Source organism: Pseudomonas marginalis, assembly GCF_024169655.1.
Lineage (GTDB): Bacteria > Pseudomonadota > Gammaproteobacteria > Pseudomonadales > Pseudomonadaceae > Aquipseudomonas > Aquipseudomonas paraveronii.
In genome coordinates this window covers 5,660,814-5,680,509 of record NZ_JALJWV010000001.1, presented here as the reverse complement: position 1 = coordinate 5,680,509, position 19,696 = coordinate 5,660,814, and the positions used below count along the sequence as shown (strand labels likewise).

At 61.3% G+C, this 19,696-nt stretch carries 16 protein-coding genes and 1 pseudogene; 7 read left to right on the top strand and 10 right to left on the bottom strand.

Features of this window, described 5'->3' with window-relative positions; genetic code table 11:
- The first annotated feature begins 167 nt into the window (after positions 1 to 167).
- The 4 genes from J2Y83_RS26285 (at position 168) to J2Y83_RS26270 (ending at position 7,229) form a co-directional block, all read left to right on the top strand.
- On the top strand, positions 168 to 1,973 hold the full coding sequence (locus tag J2Y83_RS26285; RefSeq protein WP_253399724.1) for a phenylacyl-CoA dehydrogenase: 1,806 nt from the start codon (positions 168 to 170) through the stop codon (positions 1,971 to 1,973).
- A gap of 205 nt (positions 1,974 to 2,178) precedes the next feature.
- Positions 2,179 to 3,468 (top strand): GGDEF domain-containing protein, encoded by a 1,290-nt coding sequence (locus J2Y83_RS26280; RefSeq protein WP_253399723.1) that lies wholly within the window; start codon positions 2,179 to 2,181, stop codon positions 3,466 to 3,468.
- Between the two features lie 90 nt (positions 3,469 to 3,558).
- On the top strand, positions 3,559 to 5,328 hold the full coding sequence (locus tag J2Y83_RS26275) for an acyl-CoA dehydrogenase C-terminal domain-containing protein (RefSeq protein WP_253399722.1): 1,770 nt from the start codon (positions 3,559 to 3,561) through the stop codon (positions 5,326 to 5,328).
- Between the two features lie 122 nt (positions 5,329 to 5,450).
- A complete protein-coding gene (locus J2Y83_RS26270; protein ID WP_253399721.1) occupies positions 5,451 to 7,229 on the top strand; it encodes an acyl-CoA dehydrogenase C-terminal domain-containing protein in 1,779 nt (592 codons plus the stop codon).
- A 226-nt stretch (positions 7,230 to 7,455) separates the two neighbouring features.
- Here the strand turns inward: J2Y83_RS26270 and J2Y83_RS26265 are convergent, their stop codons facing one another.
- Positions 7,456 to 8,355: a LysR family transcriptional regulator gene (locus tag J2Y83_RS26265; RefSeq protein WP_253399720.1), complete on the bottom strand. Its 900-nt coding sequence runs from the start codon at positions 8,353 to 8,355 to the stop codon at positions 7,456 to 7,458.
- Between the two features lie 209 nt (positions 8,356 to 8,564).
- Between J2Y83_RS26265 and J2Y83_RS26260 the strand changes: the two genes are divergently transcribed.
- Both J2Y83_RS26260 and J2Y83_RS26255 read left to right on the top strand, forming a co-directional pair.
- Positions 8,565 to 9,833 carry an aspartate aminotransferase family protein gene (locus J2Y83_RS26260; protein ID WP_253399719.1) on the top strand — a complete coding sequence of 423 codons (1,269 nt, stop codon included), beginning with the start codon at positions 8,565 to 8,567 and terminating at the stop codon, positions 9,831 to 9,833.
- A gap of 182 nt (positions 9,834 to 10,015) precedes the next feature.
- On the top strand, positions 10,016 to 10,174 hold the full coding sequence (locus J2Y83_RS26255; protein ID WP_010207008.1) for a YqaE/Pmp3 family membrane protein: 159 nt from the start codon (positions 10,016 to 10,018) through the stop codon (positions 10,172 to 10,174).
- Between the two features lie 5 nt (positions 10,175 to 10,179).
- Here the strand turns inward: J2Y83_RS26255 and pqqE are convergent, their stop codons facing one another.
- From pqqE to J2Y83_RS26210, 9 genes are all read right to left on the bottom strand, one after another.
- Complete coding sequence (pqqE, locus tag J2Y83_RS26250; RefSeq protein WP_282598688.1) at positions 10,180 to 11,310, bottom strand: pyrroloquinoline quinone biosynthesis protein PqqE; 1,131 nt, start codon at positions 11,308 to 11,310, stop codon at positions 10,180 to 10,182.
- Positions 11,303 to 11,578, bottom strand: coding sequence for a pyrroloquinoline quinone biosynthesis peptide chaperone PqqD (pqqD, locus tag J2Y83_RS26245; RefSeq protein WP_253399718.1), 276 nt, complete (start codon positions 11,576 to 11,578; stop codon positions 11,303 to 11,305). The genes pqqE and pqqD overlap by 8 nt, the downstream gene beginning before the upstream one ends.
- The gene (pqqC, locus tag J2Y83_RS26240) at positions 11,575 to 12,327 is read right to left on the bottom strand and encodes a pyrroloquinoline-quinone synthase PqqC (protein ID WP_253399716.1); all 753 of its coding nucleotides are present in this window, start codon (positions 12,325 to 12,327) and stop codon (positions 11,575 to 11,577) included. Before pqqC ends, pqqD begins: the two co-directional genes overlap by 4 nt.
- A gap of 105 nt (positions 12,328 to 12,432) precedes the next feature.
- Positions 12,433 to 13,344 (bottom strand): pyrroloquinoline quinone biosynthesis protein PqqB, encoded by a 912-nt coding sequence (gene pqqB / locus J2Y83_RS26235; protein ID WP_253399713.1) that lies wholly within the window; start codon positions 13,342 to 13,344, stop codon positions 12,433 to 12,435.
- A gap of 71 nt (positions 13,345 to 13,415) precedes the next feature.
- Positions 13,416 to 13,490 carry a pyrroloquinoline quinone precursor peptide PqqA gene (gene pqqA / locus J2Y83_RS26230; protein WP_003194766.1) on the bottom strand — a complete coding sequence of 25 codons (75 nt, stop codon included), beginning with the start codon at positions 13,488 to 13,490 and terminating at the stop codon, positions 13,416 to 13,418.
- Positions 13,491 to 13,649: 159 nt separating this feature from the next.
- Complete coding sequence (pqqF, locus tag J2Y83_RS26225; RefSeq protein ID WP_253399711.1) at positions 13,650 to 16,040, bottom strand: pyrroloquinoline quinone biosynthesis protein PqqF; 2,391 nt, start codon at positions 16,038 to 16,040, stop codon at positions 13,650 to 13,652.
- 48 nt (positions 16,041 to 16,088) lie between these two features.
- Positions 16,089 to 16,883 carry a carbon-nitrogen hydrolase family protein gene (locus J2Y83_RS26220; protein ID WP_253399709.1) on the bottom strand — a complete coding sequence of 265 codons (795 nt, stop codon included), beginning with the start codon at positions 16,881 to 16,883 and terminating at the stop codon, positions 16,089 to 16,091.
- Positions 16,884 to 16,894: 11 nt separating this feature from the next.
- Entirely contained in the window at positions 16,895 to 18,577 is a 1,683-nt protein-coding gene (locus tag J2Y83_RS26215) for a flavin monoamine oxidase family protein (protein WP_253400449.1), read from the bottom strand.
- 165 nt (positions 18,578 to 18,742) lie between these two features.
- The gene (locus J2Y83_RS26210) at positions 18,743 to 19,189 is read right to left on the bottom strand and encodes an Lrp/AsnC family transcriptional regulator (protein ID WP_253399706.1); all 447 of its coding nucleotides are present in this window, start codon (positions 19,187 to 19,189) and stop codon (positions 18,743 to 18,745) included.
- A 58-nt stretch (positions 19,190 to 19,247) separates the two neighbouring features.
- Here J2Y83_RS26210 and J2Y83_RS26205 point away from each other — a divergent pair.
- A pseudogene (locus J2Y83_RS26205) lies at positions 19,248 to 19,373 on the top strand (VOC family protein); the annotation flags it as partial.
- Positions 19,374 to 19,696 lie beyond the last annotated feature (323 nt).

Genomic DNA, 19,696 nt, shown 5'->3' with positions numbered 1-19,696 from the left:
GCCGCAGGCGTCGCCGTGCGCGCGCTTGACCGGTGTCATGACAAACGGCAGCGGGACGACGCTTGACATCCCCAGGTCGTAAACGTATGTTTCAAACACCTGTTTGACCGCAACAACAAATTCCACGCGGTTGTTCATCCCAGATACATCAGCAGAGGTTTATCGCTATGCCTGACTACAAGGCCCCCTTGCGTGATATTCGCTTCGTTCGTGACGAACTGCTCGGCTATGAAGCGCACTATCAGAGCCTGCCGGCTTGCCAGGACGCTACTCCGGACATGGTTGACGCCATTCTCGAAGAAGGCGCCAAGTTCTGTGAGCAAGTACTGGCACCGTTGAACCGCGTGGGTGACATCGAAGGGTGTACCTGGAGCGAGTCAGGCGTTAAGACCCCTGCTGGTTTCAAAGAAGCCTACAAACAGTTCGTCGAAGGCGGCTGGCCGAGCCTGGCTCACGACGTGGAGCACGGTGGCCAAGGCCTGCCGGAATCCCTGGGCCTGGCGGTCAGCGAAATGGTCGGCGAAGCCAACTGGTCGTGGGGCATGTATCCAGGCCTGTCCCATGGCGCGATGAACACTATCTCCGAGCACGGCACCCCCGAGCAGCAAGACGCCTACCTGACCAAACTGGTGTCGGGCGAATGGACCGGCACCATGTGCCTGACCGAGCCACACTGTGGCACCGACCTGGGCATGCTGCGCACCAAGGCCGAACCTCAGGCCGACGGTACCTATAAAGTCTCCGGCACCAAGATCTTCATCTCGGCCGGCGAACACGACATGGCCGATAACATCGTCCACATCGTACTGGCGCGCCTGCCGGACGCACCGGCTGGCACCAAAGGTATCTCGCTGTTTATCGTGCCCAAATTCCTGCCGAACGCCGATGGCTCGATCGGTGCGCGCAACGCGGTGACCTGTGGTTCCCTGGAACACAAGATGGGCATCCACGGTAACGCCACCTGCGTGATGAACTTCGACGCGGCCACCGGTTTCCTGATCGGCCCGGCGAACAAAGGCCTGAACTGCATGTTCACCTTTATGAACACCGCTCGCCTGGGCACCGCGCTGCAAGGCCTGGCCCACGCTGAAATCGGCTTCCAGGGCGGCCTGAAATATGCGCGTGACCGCCTGCAAATGCGCTCCCTGACTGGCCCGAAAGCGCCGGACAAGGCCGCCGACCCGATCATCGTCCACCCCGACGTGCGCCGCATGCTGCTGACCATGAAAGCCTTCGCTGAAGGTAACCGTGCGATGGTGTACTTCACCGCCAAGCAAGTGGACATCGTCAAGTACGGCACCGACGACGAAGCCAAGAAACAGGCCGATGGCCTGCTGGCATTCATGACCCCGATCGCCAAGGCGTTCATGACCGAAGTCGGTTTTGAATCCGCCAACCACGGCGTGCAGATCTACGGCGGTCACGGCTTCATCGCCGAGTGGGGCATGGAGCAGAACGTGCGCGACAGCCGCATTTCGATGCTGTACGAAGGCACCACCGGCATCCAGGCGCTGGACCTGCTCGGCCGTAAAGTGCTGATGACCCAAGGCGAAGCGCTCAAGGGCTTCACCAAGATCGTGCACAAGTTCTGCCAGGCCAACGAAGGCAACGAAGCGGTCAAAGAGTTCGTGACACCGCTGGCTGCGCTGAACAAAGAGTGGGGCGAGTTGACCATGAAGGTCGGCATGGCGGCGATGAAAGACCGTGAAGAAGTCGGTGCCGCTTCGGTGGACTACCTGATGTACTCCGGTTATGCCTGCCTGGCTTACTTCTGGGCCGACATGGCGCGTCTGGCGGCCGAGAAACTGGCAGCCGGCACCAGCGAAGCGGCGTTCTACACCGCCAAGCTGCAGACCGCACGCTTCTACTTCCAGCGCATCCTGCCGCGTACCCGTACTCACGTGGTCACCATGCTGTCGGGCGCCAACAACCTGATGGACATGAAAGAAGAGGACTTCGGCCTGGCTTACTAAGCCTCACCGAGCCCACTTGAAAAACCGTCGCTCCTTCTCGGGGCGACGGTTTTTTTTTGCGCGATAAAAAACACAGCGCAGCGCTCAGGGATTGCGATGGTCTGCCGTTACAGTGATGGCAATGTGATACAGGCCGGGCAGGGTATGTTTAACTGTCTGGGCTTTGGCACAGTGCCATCATTCCTGGCGGGTCGGAGTTTTACCCTTGTCACGCGCGTCCGCTTTACGTTTCAGTCATTTCCTACCTTCACTGCTGCTGTTACTGGCCGGGCTCTCGGCTGCGTATGTCAAAGATCTCAACGTCTTCTTCACCTCGCTGTTCAACGTGTTGCCGACCCTGGTGCTGTTGCTCGGCGGTTCGTATTGCGCGGTCTATCGTCGCCAGCGTGAACTGTTCCTGATGATCACGGTGTATATCGCCTACTTCCTGCTCGATACCCAGACCGACTTCTACCGCGACAACGGCCGCGTGCGCGAAGACGCCGCCGTGGTGTTCCACTTGTGTTGCCTGTTGCTGCCGCTGCTGTTCAGTCTCTATGCGCTGTGGCAGGAAAAAACCCACTTGTTCCGTGATTTTGTCGCGCGCTGTGCGGTGCTGCTGGCTATTGGCAGCGTCGCGTTGGCCCTGGAGCAAAGTTATCCCCAGGCGCTGCTGAACTGGCTCGCGGAAATTCGCTGGCCGGCGCTGCATGGCACCTGGATGAGCCTGATCCAGCTGTCATACCCGATGTTCCTGATCGGCTTTTTGACCTTGGCGGCGCAGTACTGGTACCTACCGCGTCCGTTGCACGCGGCGCAGATGGTCGGGCTGATCGGGCTGTTCTGGATGTTGCCGCAGACGTTTATCCTGCCGTTCACCCTGAACATCATGTGCAGTCAGGTGATGCTGATGATTGCCGCCGCAGTGGCTCACGAGGCGTATCAGATGGCGTTTCGCGACGAGCTGACCGGCCTGCCGGGGCGGCGCGCGCTCAACGAGCGCATGCAGCGGCTGGGACGCAACTATGTGCTGGCGATGAGCGACGTCGACCACTTCAAGCGTTTCAACGACACCCATGGTCACGACGTAGGGGACCAGGTGCTGCGCCTGGTGGCCAGCAAGCTGTCGAAGGTCAATGGCGGCGGGCGCGCTTACCGTTATGGCGGTGAAGAGTTCGCCGTGGTGTTTGCCGGCAAGACCCTGGATGAGTGCATGCCGCACCTGGAAGAAATCCGCGAGATCATCGCCAACTACGACATCAAGCTGCGCAACCCGGACCGCCCGCAGGATGACCTGCAAGGCCGCCAGCGGCGCGCAGGCAGCGGCGCGTCGAGTGTGTCGGTGACCGTCAGCATCGGCGTGGCCGAGCGCCAGGCCGAGCACCGCACGTCCGAAGAGGTGCTCAAATCCGCCGACCAGGCGCTGTATGCCGCGAAGGGCGCCGGGCGTAACTGCGTGGTCGCGGCCGGGCAAACCCGCCGTGGCGCGGTGCGCACGCAGAGTGCTGCCGGTTGAGTGATGGCGCTGTATTCAGCGGCGCTACAGTGATTGTTCGGGGCGGCGGCCGGCAGTAGGTTGAAACCATCTGCTGCCGGAGACATTGCCATGCCTGAGTACAAAGCTCCCCTGCGCGACATGCGCTTTCTGATCGACAATGTGTTTGATTTCCACGCTCACTACGCCGCCCTTGGCGCGACGGACGCCAGCCCGGACATGGTCAGCGCGATCCTCGAAGAAGGTGCGAAATTTTGCGAGAACGTGCTCGCGCCACTCAACCGCAGCGGCGATGAAGAAGGCTGCCATTTCGACAAGGGTGTGGTGACCACGCCCAAGGGCTTCAAGGAAGCCTTCGCCCAGTATGTGCAAGGCGGCTGGCACGGCGTGGCGGCCGACCCGGCCTACGGTGGCCAAGGCCTGCCGCAATCCCTCGGGCTGGTGCTCAGCGAAATGATCGGCTCCAGCAACACGTCCTGGGGCATGTACCCGGGGCTGACCCACGGCGCGATGTCGGCGATCCACGCCCACGGCACCGCTGAGCAGAAAGCCACCTACCTGAGCAAACTCACTGCCGGTGAATGGACCGGCACCATGTGCCTGACCGAAGCCCACTGCGGCACCGACCTGGGCCTGATCAAGACCCGCGCCGTGCCCCAGGCGGATGGCAGCTATGCGGTCAGCGGCAGCAAGATCTTCATCTCCGCCGGTGAGCACGACCTGAGCGCCAACATCATCCACCTGGTGCTGGCCAAGCTGCCGGATGCCCCGGCCGGCACCAAAGGCATCTCGCTGTTTATCGTGCCCAAGTTCCATGCGGATTCGGGCGAGCGCAACGCGGTGCATTGCGGCTCCATCGAGCACAAGATGGGGATCAAGGCCTCGGCCACCTGTGTGCTGAACTTCGACGGCGCCAAGGGCTTTTTGATCGGCGAGGCGAACAAAGGCCTCAACTGCATGTTCACCATGATGAACCACGCGCGCCTCGGCACCGGGATGCAAGGGCTGTGCAATGGCGAAGCGAGCTTTCAGGGCGCGATCAAATACGCCAACGACCGCTTGCAAATGCGCGCGCTGACCGGCGCCAAGGCCCCGGAAAAAGCCGCCGACCCGATCATCGTCCACCCCGACGTGCGGCGCATGCTGCTGACCATGAAGGCGTTCAACGAAGGCAACCGGGCGCTGACCTATTTCACCGCGCAACTGCTCGACACCGCGCACTTGAGCCGCGACGCCGGCCAGCGCCAGGAAGCCGAAGACCTGCTGGCGTTCCTTACGCCGATCTGCAAAGCCTTCATGACCGACACCGGGCTGGAGGTGACCAACCACGGCATGCAGGTGTTCGGCGGCCATGGTTTTATTCGCGAGTGGGGCATGGAGCAGTTGGTGCGCGATTGCCGGATTGCGCCGATCTACGAAGGCACCAACGGCATTCAGGCGCTCGACTTGCTGGGGCGCAAGGTGTTGGGCAGCCAGGGCAAGCTGCTGCGCGGTTTTACGCGGATTGTGCATAAGTTCTGCGAGGCGAATGCCGAGCATGCGCAGCTCAAGGCATATGTGGCGCAACTCGATCAACTGAACCAGCAATGGGGTGAGCTGACGACCAAGGTCGGCATGGCCGCGATGAAAAACCCTGACGAAGTGGGCGCTGCCGCGGTGGACTACTTGATGTACAGCGGCTACATCATCCTCGCCTATCTGTGGCTGCGCATGGCGATCGCGGCGCAGACGCATGATGATGCCGAGTTTGCCAAGGCCAAGCTGGCCACCTGCGACTTCTACTTCAAGCGCTTATTGCCACGCACCGCCACCCACCGGGCCGCCGTGGAGGCGGGCAGCGAGTGCCTGATGAGTCTGCCTGCGGAAGCATTTGGCTTGTGATGACCTAAAAATACCAAGCGGTCACAAGTGGACCCTATGTGTCTGAAAAGTTGTTCGGGTACACTCGGCGCCTGTAAAACCGACCCTATCGAATCACTTTTCACGTTCTCACGAGGTTTGCCATGGCTGATTACAAAGCGCCGCTGCGTGATATGCGCTTCGTCCTCAACGAAGTTTTTGAGGTCGCCACACTTTGGGCCCAATTGCCGGCATTGGCAGACACGGTCGACGCCGAAACCGTTGAGGCAATCCTCGAAGAGGCGGGCAAAGTCACCGCCAAATCCATCGCCCCGCTCAGCCGCAGCGGCGATGAACAGGGCTGCCGCTGGGCAGACACGGTTGTCAGCACCCCGGACGGCTTTCCACAGGCCTACACCACCTACGCCGAAGGCGGCTGGGTGGGCGTAGGCGGTGATCCGGTCTTTGGCGGCATGGGCATGCCCAAGGCGGTGTCGGCGCAAGTCGAAGAGATGATCAACTCGTCGAGCCTGGCCTTCGGCCTGTACCCGATGCTGACCTCCGGCGCCTGCGTATCGATCAACACCCACGCCAGTGAAGCGCTCAAGGCAACCTACCTGCCGAATATGTACTCCGGCAAGTGGGCCGGTTCCATGTGCCTGACCGAGGCCCATGCCGGCACCGATCTGGGCATTATCCGCACCAAGGCCGAGCCTCAGGCGGACGGTTCCTACACCATCAGCGGCACCAAGATCTTCATCACTGGCGGCGAACACGACCTCACCGAGAACATCATCCACCTGGTGCTGGCCAAACTGCCGGATGCCCCGGCCGGTCCCAAGGGCATCTCGTTGTTCCTGGTGCCGAAGTTCATGGTCAATGCCGACGGCAGCCTGGGCGCGCGTAACCCGGTGAGCTGTGGCTCCATCGAACACAAGATGGGGATTCAGGCCTCGGCGACCTGCGTGATGAACTTTGACCAAGCCGTGGGTTACCTGGTGGGTGAGCCTAACCGTGGTCTGGCGGCGATGTTCACCATGATGAACTACGAGCGCCTGGGCGTAGGCATCCAGGGCCTGGCGTCCGGTGAGCGGTCCTACCAGAACGCGATTGAATACGCGCGCGACCGTCTGCAGAGCCGTGCGCCGACCGGCGCGCAGGCCAAGGATAAAGTCGCCGACCCGATCATCGTCCACCCGGACGTGCGTCGCATGCTGCTGACCATGAAGGCGTCGAACGAAGGCGGACGTGCATTCTCCACGTATGTGGCGATGCAGCTGGATATCGCCAAGTTCAGCGAAGATGCCGCCGCCCGCGAGCGCGCGGATAACCTGGTGGCCTTGCTGACCCCGGTGGCCAAGGCGTTTCTGAGCGATCTGGGCCTGGAAACCACGGTGCTCGGCCAACAAGTCTTTGGCGGCCACGGTTACATCCGCGAGTGGGGCCAGGAGCAATTGGTGCGTGATGTGCGCATCACCCAGATCTACGAAGGCACCAACGGCATTCAGGCTCTGGACCTGATGGGACGCAAGATCGTCGGCAGTGGCGGTGCGTTCTACACCTTGTTCGCTGATGAGATCCGCCAGTTCACCGCCACCGCAGGCGCGGAGCTGGCCGAGTTCACCACGCCGCTCAACGCCGCAGTGGATAGCCTGGATGAATTGACGGCCTGGGTGCTGGATCGCGCCAAGAGCAACCCGAATGAAATCGGTGCGGCCTCGGTGGAGTATTTGCATGCATTCGGATACATGGCCTACGCCTACATGTGGGCAATGATGGCCAAGGCGGCGCTGGGTAAAGAGGCCGAGGAAGACTTCTACGCCAGCAAGTTGGGCACTGCACGCTTCTACTTTGCCCGTCTGCTGCCGCGTATTCACTCGTTGAGTGCGTCTGTAAAAGCCGGTAGCGAATCGCTGTTTTTGTTGGATGAGTCCCTGTTCTAAGGGTGTAGAGGCTTTGTAAGCATTCTCTTACATGACGTGCTGCTAATCGTCCTCTATCGCCAAATTGGATCCACGGATAATCTACTTCACATGGACGTCGCGCAGGAAGCGCAAAGCAACAACACGGACACGTAGGATTCTGCCAGGATGGCGGAGTGAAATGGATGTCAGGGAAACAGTCTGCAAAACCCCGCCTCGGCGGGGTTTTCTTTTGCCCGCGAAAAAGTCAGGCCGGCACCTGCGGGGCATTCATCACGTCCTCCAGCAAGGTGCGCAGCAACGCCAACGTCGCTTGCTGGCGCTGCACATCGCGGCACACCAACCCGACTTTCAATGGCACCCTGGGTTCACTCAAGGGTTTCCACAGCAGCGCCTTGCTGTTGTGTTCGTCCTGGGAGCGTCCCGGTAGCACCGTGGCCAATTTGGTATGAGGCAGGCTGTCGAGAATCCCCACCATGGTATTCAACTCCGCCTGCACCTGCGGGCGCCGCCCGAGGTTGGACAGTTGGCCCTGCCAGATCTGCCTGATCTGAAACTCCTCCCCCAGCAGTAACATCGGCAACTCGGCCGCCTGTGTCAGGGAGACTTTCTTGAATTCACGCAGGGGGTGATCCTCCGGGATGACCACCTTCAGCTCATCTTCATACAGCAGCACGCCGTGCAACCCTGGCTGGCGGGGCGGCAGGTAACTGATGCCGATGTCCAGCGAGCCGTTGAGCAGGCGCCGTTCAATTTCAATCCCGGTCAGTTCGTAGATTTGCACCACCAGGTGCGGCTGGGCCTTGCGCACGCGCTCGAGCATTTGCGGCACCAGGCTGGTGTGTACGGTTTGCAGCACGCCGATGGCCAAGGTGCGCAATGCCTGGCCCTTGAAGTTGCGCAATGCCTCTACGGCTTGCTGCATGCCATCGATCAACGGCAAGGCGTGGTTGTATAACGTATGGGCTGCGAGGGTCGGCAGCAGGCGCTTGCTGCTGCGCTCGAACAGGCTCACATCGAGGTTTTGCTCCAACTGGCGGATCTGCTGTGACAGCGCCGGTTGGGAGATCGACAGACGCCCAGCGGCACGGCCTACGTGGCCTTCCTCATACACCGCGACGAAATAACGCAGTTGCTTAAAATCCATAAGTAATTCTTATCGAAAAAGCTGGAAAATCGAAATGGCCGTTGGCCCCCGAGACGCCTAGTCTAGCGCCTATCCACAAGGCTTACAGGGCCAGATCGGGCGATGATTAGCGTTTATGTTGATGGTGTTTGCATAGGCAAGGCAAAAAACCTCCAGGCAGGTTTTGCGGGGTTCACCGACCACGGCGTGGTTGCCATGGGAGGAAAAGTGTGAATCTGTTCAATTTGCGCCGCTCGGCGGCCAGTCTGGATGACCTGATCCTGGATGCTTGCGGCGAAGATTTTCCCAGTGAATGCTTGATGCCTACCGTAGCGCGCCCCCCGCAGGTCTTCGTGCGCGGCCAGGGTTCCTGGTTGTGGGACAGCGATGATCGCGCCTATCTGGACTTCAGCCAGGGCTGCGCGGCCAACAGCCTCGGCCACAGCCCGCAGGTATTGATCAGGGCCCTGGCCGACCAGGCCTATGCGCTGATCAATCCCGGTCACGGCTTGCATAACCGCCCCCAACTCAACCTCGTCGACCGCCTGTGCCACCGCACCGGCAGCGACCAGGCGTATTTGCTCAACAGCGGCGCGGAAGCCTGCGAAGCGGCGATCAAACTGGCGCGCAAGTGGGGCCAGCTGTATCGCGGTGGCGCTTATCGCATCATCAGCGCCAGCAACGGTTGCCATGGGCGCAGCTTTGCGGCGATGTCGGCTTCGGCGAGCAGCCGCGAAAACCGCTTTGAACCGCAGCTGCCGGGCTTCAGCCACGTCCCGCTCAACGATCTGGCGGCGCTGCACGCGGCCGTTGACGCGCAAACCGTTGCCATCATGCTGGAGCCGATCCAGAGCGAAGCCGGCGTTATCCTCGCGACCGAGCATTACCTCAAGGGTGTCGAGCGACTGTGCCGCGAGCTGGGTATTCTGCTGATCCTCGATGAAGTGCAAACCGGTATCGGCCGTTGCGGCACCTTGCTTGCCGAAGAACAATACGGTGTGCGCGCCGACATCATTGCGCTCGGCAAAGGCCTGGGCGGTGGTGTGCCGCTGGCGGCACTGCTGGCGCGCGGCAAAGCCTGTTGCTTCGAAGTCGGTGAGCTGGAAGGCACCCATCATGGCAATGCGCTGATGGCCTCGGCCGGGGTGGCGGTACTCGATACCGTGCTGGGGCACGGTTTCTTCGAACATGTACGAGAATCTGGTTGCTACCTCGGCGAAGGTCTTGCCCGCCTGGCTTACCGCTACGGCCACGGTCAATTGCGCGGCCACGGCCTGATGTGGGGACTGACGTTGTCGGATGATTCTGCAGACGCGGTGGTAAAAGCCGCTCTGGACGAAGGACTGATCCTCAACGCCCCGCAACCCAACTGCCTGCGCTTCACCCCGGCCCTAACGGTGAGCAAAAGCGACATCGACGAAATGCTCCTGCGCCTGACTCACGCTTTTTCCCGGGTGCGTACCGCACAGGTGCAATGCCGCAAGGGCATCGCCGTTTGACCCCTAATTCCTGAACCGTCTCGCGGTATACGCGGCGCCCCCAGCCTGTTTGTTTTGGCTGGGGGCGTTTTTTTTTGTTCAGAGAAGGATGGCCGCAGTGCCAGATCCCACTGAACCCTCACGAACGTCCAAGGTCGATTAGCTAGACGGCTCACACGAGCCGATTTTCAGGAGCTGACCCCATGGACATCATTCGCATCATCATCGCCATTCTGTTGCCGCCACTGGGTGTGTTCCTGCAAGTGGGTTTCGCCGGCGCGTTCTGGCTGAATATTCTGCTGACCTTGTGCGGTTACTTCCCAGGCATCATCCACGCGGTGTACATCATCGCCAAGCGCTGAGGCTCTCAGCCTTTTGCGATGAGCCGGGAGTTGCGCTCATTGCGAAAGGCCAGTTGCTCAATGGTCTGGGTGGCGTGTTCGGCGTCTTCCCGGGCTTGAAGGATAATGCCGTGGTGCTCGGATTTGCTGCACACCGGGTCAGCGTTGCTCGCATCGCCGGTCAGCATGAACGCCTGGCAACGGCAGCCGCCGAAGTCCTTTTCTTTTTCATCGCATGAGCGGCACGGTTCGGGCATCCAGTCGTAGCCGCGAAAGCGGTTGAAACCGAAGGAGTCGTACCAGATGTGCTGCATGCTGTGGTCACGCACATTGGGAAATTGCACCGGCATCTGTCGGGCACCGTGGCAGGGCAGGGCGGTTCCATCCGGAGTGACGGTCAGAAAGATACTGCCCCAGCCGTTCATGCAGGCTTTCGGGCGTTCTTCGTAGTAATCCGGGGTGACGAAAATCAGCTTGCACGGGTGCCCTTCGGCTTCGAGCTTGGCGCGGTATTCGTTGGTGATACGTTCGGCGCGCACCAGTTGTTCCTGGGTCGGCAACAACCCCACACGATTGAGCTGCGCCCAGCCGTAGAACTGGCAGGTGGCGAGTTCGACGAAGTCCGCCTCCAGTGCAATGCACAGCTCGATGATGCGGTCGATCTTGTCGATATTGTGCCGATGGGTGACGAAGTTCAGCACCATCGGATAGCCGTGGGCCTTCACCGCGCGAGCCATTTCGAGCTTTTGTGCGAAGGCCTTTTTCGAGCCGGCCAGCAGGTTGTTGACCTGTTCGTCGCTGGCCTGGAAGCTGATCTGGATATGGTCCAGCCCCGCCTTTTTGAAATCGCTGATCTTCTGCTCGGTCAAGCCGATGCCGGAAGTGATCAGGTTGGTGTAGAAGCCCAGTTTGCGCGCTTCGGCAATCAGTTCGGCGAGGTCCTGGCGCACCAGCGGCTCACCGCCGGAAAAGCCCAACTGCGCGGCGCCCATCTCGCGTGCTTCGCGAAACACTTTGATCCACTGCTCGGTGCTCAGCTCCTTGCCCTGCTCGGCGAAATCCAGCGGGTTGGAGCAATACGGGCACTGCAGCGGGCAGCGATAGGTCAGCTCGGCGAGCAGCCACAGCGGCAGACCGATGGCCGGTTGTTCAGGCAAGCGTGATCCAGTGCTGAGCACGGGCGACCTCCATGAATTGCTCGATGTCGTCACCGAGCTCAGGCACACCCGGGAATTGTTTATCCAGCGCGGCAATGATCGCCGTGACGTTGCGCTCACCGTCGATCAACCCGCCAATCAACGCGGCGCTGTCGTTGAGCTTGATCATGCCTTCCGGGTAGAGCAGCACATGGCCTTTTTGCGCAGGCTCGTACTGGAAGCGATAGCCCTGGCGCCAGACCGGTGTCCTGCTGCGATCAAAGCTCATAGGGTGATCCCTTTATGCCAGACCCGCTGCTCGGTCACGCTGTGATACGGCGGGCGATTCAGTTCGTAGGCCATGCTCATGGCATCGAGCATGCTCCACAGGATGTCCAGTTTGAACTGCAGAATTTCCAGCATGCGCTCCTGGCCTTCACGGGTGGTGTAGTGCTGCAGGGTGATCGCCAGGCCATGTTCGACATCGCGGCGGGCCTGGCCCAGGCGCGTGCGGAAATACTCATAGCCGGTGGGGTCGATCCACGGGTAATGCTGCGGCCAGCTGTCGAGGCGCGATTGGTGGATCTGCGGCGCGAACAGTTCGGTCAGCGAACTGCTGGCGGCTTCCTGCCAGCGCGCACGGCGGGCGAAGTTGACGTAGGCGTCCACCGCAAAGCGCACGCCGGGCAGCACCAGTTCCTGGGAGCGCAGTTGGTCCGGATCGAGGCCGACGGCCTGGCCCAGGCGCAGCCAGGCTTCGATGCCGCCGTCTTCGCCGGGGGCGCCATCATGGTCGAGCAGGCGCTGAATCCACTCGCGACGGATTTCGCGGTCCGGGCAGTTAGCCAGGATCGCGGCATCCTTCAGCGGAATGTTCACCTGATAGTAGAAACGGTTCGCGACCCAGCCCTGGATCTGCTCGCGGGTGGCGCGGCCTTCATACATCGCCACGTGGTACGGGTGATGGATATGGTAGAAGGCGCCCTTGGCCCGCAGGGCTTTTTCAAATGCATCGGTGCTCATCGGTATATCAGTCATATGGGTCTCCTGTGGGAGCGAGCTTGCTCGCGAAGGTCGTTAACGGTGACGCGTGCACCCTGAATATCTGCGGTGTTCTTGCGTTTTTCGCGAGCAAGCTCGCTCCTACAGTTCAATGCTCATGCCATCGTAAGCCACTTCGACATTGCGCCGCACCAGCTCGGCTCGCTCGGGAGAATCTTCATCGAGGATCGGGTTGGTGTTGTTGATGTGGATAAGGACCTTGCGCTGCTTCGGCAGGTGTTCCAGCACTTCGAGCATGCCGCCGGGGCCGTTCTGCGACAGGTGGCCCATCTCGCGGCCGGTGCGGGTGCCGACGCCACGGCGCTGCATTTCATCATCGTCCCACATGGTGCCGTCCACCAGCAGGCAGTCGCTGCCGGCCATGATGTCCAGCAACGGCGCGTCAACCTTGCCCAGGCCCGGGGCGTAGAACAGTTTACCGCCGGTGCGCAGGTCTTCGACGATCAGGCCGATATTGTCGCCGGGGTGCGGGTCGAAGCGGTGCGGCGAATACGGAGGTGCGGCACTGCGCAGCGGCAGCGGGGTGAAACGCAGGTTGGGGCAGGCCGGGATGGTGAAGCTGGCGTCCAGCTCGATGCGGTTCCAGGCCAGGCCGCCATTCCAATGGGTGAGCATGGTGAACAGCGGGAAACCGCTGCTGAGGTCTTCATGGACCATGTCGGTACACCACACCTGGTGCGGGCAACCTTCGCGCAGGCTCAGCAGGCCGGTGGTGTGGTCGATCTGGCTGTCCATCAGGATGATCGCGCTGATGCCGGTGTCGCGCAGGGCGCGGCCGGGTTGCATCGGCGCGAAGCCCTGCAGTTGTGCGCGGATATCCGGCGAGGCATTGCACAGCACCCAGTTCACGCCATCGTCGGAAATCGCGATGGATGACTGGGTACGCGCCTGAGCTCGCAGGCTGCCATCACGAAAGCCTGCGCAGTTCGCGCAGTTGCAGTTCCACTGCGGGAAGCCGCCGCCGGCGGCGGAACCTAGAATCTGGACAAACATGGCCGCTCCATCAAGCAAAGCTGAAAACAAAAACGCCCCGGACGGGCCGAGGCGTTGTATTACCCAGCCAATCAGCGGCTGGCGAAGTACATAGTGACTTCGAAACCGATGCGCAGATCAGTGTAAGCAGGTTTGGACCAAGTCATATTCTTACTCCTACGAAGGGATGGGACGTTTACTACCAAGTAATACATATAGTCCACCTCCAATCGGAGATGTTCAGATGTGCTCGTAGGAATATTACGCATTTTTTTAAAAGTTAGCGCTGTCTTGGTGGAAAAAGCCTATTGCAGGGGCGGCAATGATCAGCCCGCCGATTGCCAACCATCGCTAATGCGCGGGCCGTTGGCGATACAGTGCCAGCCACCTGCAGCGTCCTGTAACTGTTGGGCGGCGCGTTGCAAGTCCTCCCGGCTAAGGGCTTGGATTGCGTGTTGAAGCCGCGCGAGATAATCCGACGGATGGCCGGCCAGGCGCGCCTGCCACAACAATTCGGCGGCCTGGGCGATGGGCAGCGCCTGCGCGGTGAATTGTTGCACCAACGCCGGGTGGCCGAGGTTGTCGCTGGCGTCGATCAATGTTGGCAATTGTGCGAGGAAAGTCCGCAGGTGCTCCATGATCCCTTCAAGGGAAACACTGGGGGATTGCACGCCAAACAGCAGGCCGGTTTGCCCGTTAATTTGTCGGATACCGCTGAACACCGCGTAGCCGATTTGCAGCTCTACCCGCACACGTTGGTAGAACGGCCCTTGGAGCAGGTGCGCCAGCAGGCGCCACGCGGCTTCATCTGCCAGGGACTGCGTCGGCGTTGGGCAGAACAGCAGCAACGCTGCGTCGAGAGCATCGGTATTGATCTCATGCCATAGACGCTGGCCGCTGAGGCTGGCGAATTCGCCTTCGAGCGTGTCCGGTTGCCCAGGCAAGCGGGCGGCGGCGGACTTGAGCGCCGCTTCGCAGTGGGCGGGCAGCCCAATGCCCATGCCTTCCCAGCGTGCGCGTGTCCACGCCATCGAGGGTGCTTGGGTGTTCGGCTGCACGCCGGCACAGCACGCGGGCAACGCCTTGAGCAACTGCCGAATGGCAATCAGCGGTGCGGCAGCAGGGTCCGACCGCAGATCATTTTCGGGCGGGTTCAGGCTGCGTGCGAGTTCATCGAGTATCGCCGGCATGGGCTGGTGCAGACCGACCATTTTCACCCGCCAGTCATTGCCGATCGAATCGAAGGATAAGTCGACACCGGCCTGGCGGGCATTTTCGCGCAACGGCTGCAGGGCGTTTTCCAGCGCCGTTGGGAGCGGGCAATCAAGCCGCCAACGCAGGTAGAGCGCGCCTTCATCATGGTCGTCGGCCAACGCCGGGCTGAACGACAACGCCGACAGCTCTCGCCGCCCCCGGGAGCGGTCCTGGGCAAAAGTGCGCAGGCCCCGATGGGCACTGGTCTGGCCGCGAATCAGGCCGGCGCGCTCATCCTTTACGGGTGGGCGCAGGAACGGATTGTTGGGCGGCAGTTGCCACGCATGTCGGCAGGCTTGCAGCGGCAGGGCGTCGAGCAGGGCCTTGAGGGCGGCAACGTGGTGCTCCGACAAGGACGCTTCGAGTTCTTCGCTGTCATGCCTCGCCAATGCGAGGGCACCTTGGATCTGCTGTTGACGCACGTTGAGCAGGGCGAATTCCTCGCGCAGAGAAGTCCAGTCGCTGTGTGCGAAAAAGCTCAGCCAGTCGTACAACAGTGCTTCGATCTGCGTCGCCGCGTCGCTTTGCGCGCCGAGGGTAAAGTCGAGATCCAGTAACGCTTGCCCGCCGAAGTGGTAAAGCACGGACGCCTGCAGGGTGCTGGCCAGTTGGCGCGCTTGCAGTTCCGCGCGCAGCCCGCCGGGCGCCGAGGCGTTGAGCCAGAGACAGAGGAAATCCAGGGCTTCCTTGGGGGCGTCGACGCTGATGACGTGATGCAGATGGCCGTTGGCGCTGTGTTGGAAATGCTGCGTATGAGCGGGCAGCAGCGCCGGCGGGGCCGCCTGCGGGTGCCGCGGGCCGGCGCGCAGTTGCTCACTGAAGCGCCGCGCCAAGCGTTCCAGTTCTGCCAGCGGTTGCGGGCCGGCCAGGCTCAACGTCATTTGCCCCGACGAGTAGAAGTGTTGGTGGAAATCCCGCAACGCTTGCTGAAACGCCTGACGCTCCACCGGCAGGCTGTCGCGATTGCCCGCATGGAAGCCCCGAAGCGGATGATCGGCCGCCAGGCTTTCCAGCAGCGCGACCTGTTGTTGTGCGTTGGCGTCCTGGGACCAGGCGACAAATTCCGCGTGCAGCACTTCGCGCTCGCGCAGTTGATCGTCCAGCGCCAGGCGCGGATGGGTCAGCATATCGGCCAGGCGTTCGAGCCCATCGGCAAAGGTCGACAACGGCAGTTCAACGAAGAAATCCGTGGTGCGCTCACGCGTGCTGGCATTGATCTGGCCACCGTGACGCTGCACGTAGGTCATCAGCCCTTCTTCGGTCGGAAAACGCTCAGTGCCAAGAAACAATAAGTGTTCCAGAAAGTGCGCCAGGCCAGGCCACGCCAACGGCACGTCATGGCTGCCGGCCGCCACCCGCAAAACAGCGGCGCAGCGCTTTAAGCGCGGTGCATGGCGCAGGGAAACCCGCAGGCCGTTGGCCAGGGTCAGGTGAAGGTGATGAGGCTGGGCCGGCGCAGGCATGGGCACTTCCGATACGAGGGAAGTGCCTATGCTAGCAAACCCTCCAGATCAGGGCTTGTGCAGCGTGCCGTAGAGTTCGGGGCGACGGTCTTGCAGGTAGTCGTTGGCGGTGCGGGCATCGAGAATCGATTGGTGTTCCAGCGTGCCGACGATCAAGGCTTCATCCAGGCCGGCCTGGGCGATTCGTTGACCATCCGGTGCGGCGATGCTGCTTTGCCCGCAATACTGAATCTCGCCTTCATGCCCGCAGTAGTTGGCATAGGCCACGTAGCACTGGTTCTCAAAGGCCCGCGCCCGCACGGTGACGTCGGCGACAAAGTCGAACGGCACCATATTGGCGGTGGGCACCAGGATCAGACTGGCGCCGGCCAGGGCCAGGCGTCGGGTGTTTTCCGGGAACTCCAGGTCGTAACAGATCAGCACGCCCAGTTTCCAGCCGTTGAGTTCCACCAGCGGAAAATCATCGCCCCCGGCACTGAACATCGAATGATCGAGGTCGCCAAACAGGTGCGTCTTGCGGTAGTTGCACAGGCGCTGGCCATGCGCGTCGATCAACTGCACGGCGTTATAGATCTGCCCGTCTGCGGCGCGTTCCGGGTAGCCATACAGGATCGCCAGCCCGGCACTTTGCGCCAGTTCGGCAATCGTCTGCGCCGACTCGCCATCCTGCGCTTCGGCCAATGCGCCGACAGCTTCGGCGCCGATGTTGTAGCCGGTGAGGAACATCTCCGGCAGCACCAGCACGTCGGCGCCGGACGCCTCGTGCACGAGGCGGTGCAGGCGCTTGAGGTTGCCGGCCACATCCAGCGGCAGCGGTGGGCATTGGTACAGGGCGACACGCATGGCTTGGCTCCTTAATCGGCCAGGGCAATCGGCCCGATTTCATCGAACACATCACCCGGCCCCGGGTTCTCTGGGTGAGTGTGGCCGCCGAAGTGGGTCATGATGCCCCAGACGGCGTTCAACGAGGTTTGCACGGCGCCTTCGACCCAGGCAGGTGTCCAGGATACGTCATCGCCGGCGATAAAAATCCCACGTTGCTCGGCGGGCATGTCCTTCTGCATGAAGTGCGCGTACATCCGCTGGTTGTAGCGATAGTGACCGGGCAATGCACCTTTGAAAGCCCCGAGGAAATGCGGGTCGGCTTCCCAGGACACGGTGATCGGGTCGCCGATGATGCGCGCCTTGATGTCGACCTTCGGGTAGATTTTGTTCAGCGCGTCGAGGGCCAGCTTCACGCGTTTATCGATGGGCTGCGGGAGCATTTTCAGCGCATCGCTCATCCACGAGTACGACAGGCAGATCACGCCCGGCTTGTCGTCGCCGTTGTCGAACAGGTAAGTGCCACGGGTCAGGCGATCGGTGAGGGTCATGCTCATCAGGTCGCGGCCGGTTTCCGGGTCTTTGTCTTTCCAGAACGGGCGGTCGACCATCACGAAGGTCTTCGACGATTGCATGTAGCGGGTGCGGTCCAGGGCCATCCACATTTTTTGCGAGAACAGGGTTTCGTCGCATTCGATCTGGGTGGTCAGCAGCCAGCTTTGGCAGGTGGTCAGCACGGCGGCGTATTCGCGGGTATCGCCGTAGTTGTCGGTCACGGCGAAACGGCCGCCGGCCGCGTGGGCAATGCGCTTGACCCCGGCCCGTGGCGCGCCGCTGTGCAACGAACTCAGGCTGGTGCCCGCCGGCCAGTGGGCGCAGCGCTCCGGCACATGGCGCCAGATACCCATGGGCACCTGTGCCACGCCGCCGACCACCAGGTGTTGATGGTCGTCGCAGTTGGTCATCACCACGCGGAAGATTTCCAGCATGGAGTTGGGAAAGTCCGAGTCCCAGCCGCCAGTGCCGAAGCCGACCTGGCCGAACACTTCGCGGTGATGGAACGACAACTTGGCGAAGGCCTTGGAGGTGGCGACGAAGTCGTAGAAGGTGCGGTCGTCCCACAGCGGCACGAGTTTGTTCCACAGCGCTTTGAGGCGTGGTACGTCGCGGTCGCGGATGGCTTGCTGGATATCGCCGAACTGCGAGCCGGCTTCCAGGGCGTCGGCCCAGGCGTCAGCCACTTCCTGGAACAGCGCAGGCAGGTCGGATAGTTTTTGTGCGTAGTGGGTTTGGCCTTCCAGGTCGATGACCGTGCTGCCGGAAGCCGGGGTCAGCGGGTTGGGGAAGGGTTTGGTGTCCAGGCCGAGCTTGTCGACATAGTGGTAGAACGCGGTGGACGACACCGGGAAACGCATCCCGCCCAGTTCGGCGATGATGCCTTCGGCGCCTTCAAACGCCTGGGAGCGCAAGCGCCCGCCCATCTTCGAGGCCTCGTACACCACGGGCTTGAGGCCCAGCTTCATCAGCTCATAGGCGGCCACCAGGCCGGCAATCCCGGCGCCGACGATCGCCACTTCGGCGCCGTGGTTGACGGCCGGAATACTGCCCAGACCGGCGGGGTGCTCGATCCAGTCATCAAACGCGAACGGGAAATCCGGGCCGAAGATGGTGATGGGTTTCTTACCGTCGGCGGGGTGGCGATTGGTCTTGCTGATGCTGCTGGACGGAATGCTCATGGCTGACCTTACTAGCGGCTCGCGGGACGTGCCCGCTGAGTATAGGAAAAGATGGCAGCCAGTTTAGGGAGCGTAGCGTTCGTAAATAAGACGCAAAGTGTCGTCGAATTGGATTGTTTTTAGTCAGAGTGACGAGGTTGGTGGTCAGATTGGTTGTCTGCGATCAAGTTTGTTACTGAGGATGATCGACGTGGTGGTTTTTTCCACGCCATCGACGCTGCCGATCTGGTCCAGCAATTGATCGAGCTGCTCCGGCGAATCGGTGCGCAGCCATGCCACGTAATCGAACTCGCCGCTCACCGCGCACAGTTGCTGAACCTGAGCCATCGCACTGAGCCTGCGCAGCACATCCTTACCCGAACGCGCCTGCACGGTGATACCGACATACGCCTGCAAACCGCCATCCACCACACGCTGGCCGAGACGCACGCCATAACCGGTAATCACCTGGGTTTTCTCCAGGCGTGCCAGGCGCGACGTCACCGTAGTTCGCGCAATACCCAACTGCCTGGCGAGCATGGCCACGCTCTCGCGGGCGTTGATCTGCAGCGCGGCGATCAGTTGGCGGTCGATTTCATCGAGGACAGGCAAGGGCAGCTCCGGTGCGGACGGATGGGGGGCATATGTTACAGGCTTGCGGCGTCTTTTCATCGCCGGGTACATTCGGTTCAAGGGCCAGATCGGGGAGCAGGCGACTTTGTTCTTGTTTGATCCCTGCGGCAGTGCGTTGGAGTTCAAAGCGTTCCGGGATATTGGGCAGTTGTTTGCGAAGTGAGCCTGTGGATGGATGTGCTCGCTAAAGCGGCAGCGTCAGACACACAAAAGCCGCGCAATGCGCGGCTTTGGAGTTGGTGGGCCCACACGGACTTGAACCGTGGACCAAAGGATTATGAGTTGCTTGGTTATGCAGTATAGCTAGCGAAGTCTTGGATAGCTTAGCGAAGCTGTAACAAGCTGAAAGTATCGAGATCACAGAGGGTTAGCGTAATTTGGTGAAAGCTGGCAGAGCTATGCAGTGTACCGCTGTTGTACCATGCACTCAATGAATTGGCTTGCCAAGATGCCACCTGCAAGGGGCACCCTCCTAAGGCAAGCCTT

Coding starts and splice junctions, on each gene's coding strand:
- J2Y83_RS26265 (WP_253399720.1), bottom strand. CDS start 8,355: ATGGATTTTAAGCAACTGCGTTATTTCGTCGCGGTGTATGAGGAAGGC.
- pqqF (WP_253399711.1), bottom strand. CDS start 16,040: ATGCCTGCGCCGGCCCAGCCTCATCACCTTCACCTGACCCTGGCCAAC.
- J2Y83_RS26270 (WP_253399721.1), top strand. CDS start 5,451: ATGGCTGATTACAAAGCGCCGCTGCGTGATATGCGCTTCGTCCTCAAC.
- J2Y83_RS26275 (WP_253399722.1), top strand. CDS start 3,559: ATGCCTGAGTACAAAGCTCCCCTGCGCGACATGCGCTTTCTGATCGAC.
- J2Y83_RS26255 (WP_010207008.1), top strand. CDS start 10,016: ATGGACATCATTCGCATCATCATCGCCATTCTGTTGCCGCCACTGGGT.
- J2Y83_RS26220 (WP_253399709.1), bottom strand. CDS start 16,883: ATGCGTGTCGCCCTGTACCAATGCCCACCGCTGCCGCTGGATGTGGCC.
- pqqC (WP_253399716.1), bottom strand. CDS start 12,327: ATGACTGATATACCGATGAGCACCGATGCATTTGAAAAAGCCCTGCGG.
- pqqD (WP_253399718.1), bottom strand. CDS start 11,578: ATGAGCTTTGATCGCAGCAGGACACCGGTCTGGCGCCAGGGCTATCGC.
- pqqB (WP_253399713.1), bottom strand. CDS start 13,344: ATGTTTGTCCAGATTCTAGGTTCCGCCGCCGGCGGCGGCTTCCCGCAG.
- J2Y83_RS26285 (WP_253399724.1), top strand. CDS start 168: ATGCCTGACTACAAGGCCCCCTTGCGTGATATTCGCTTCGTTCGTGAC.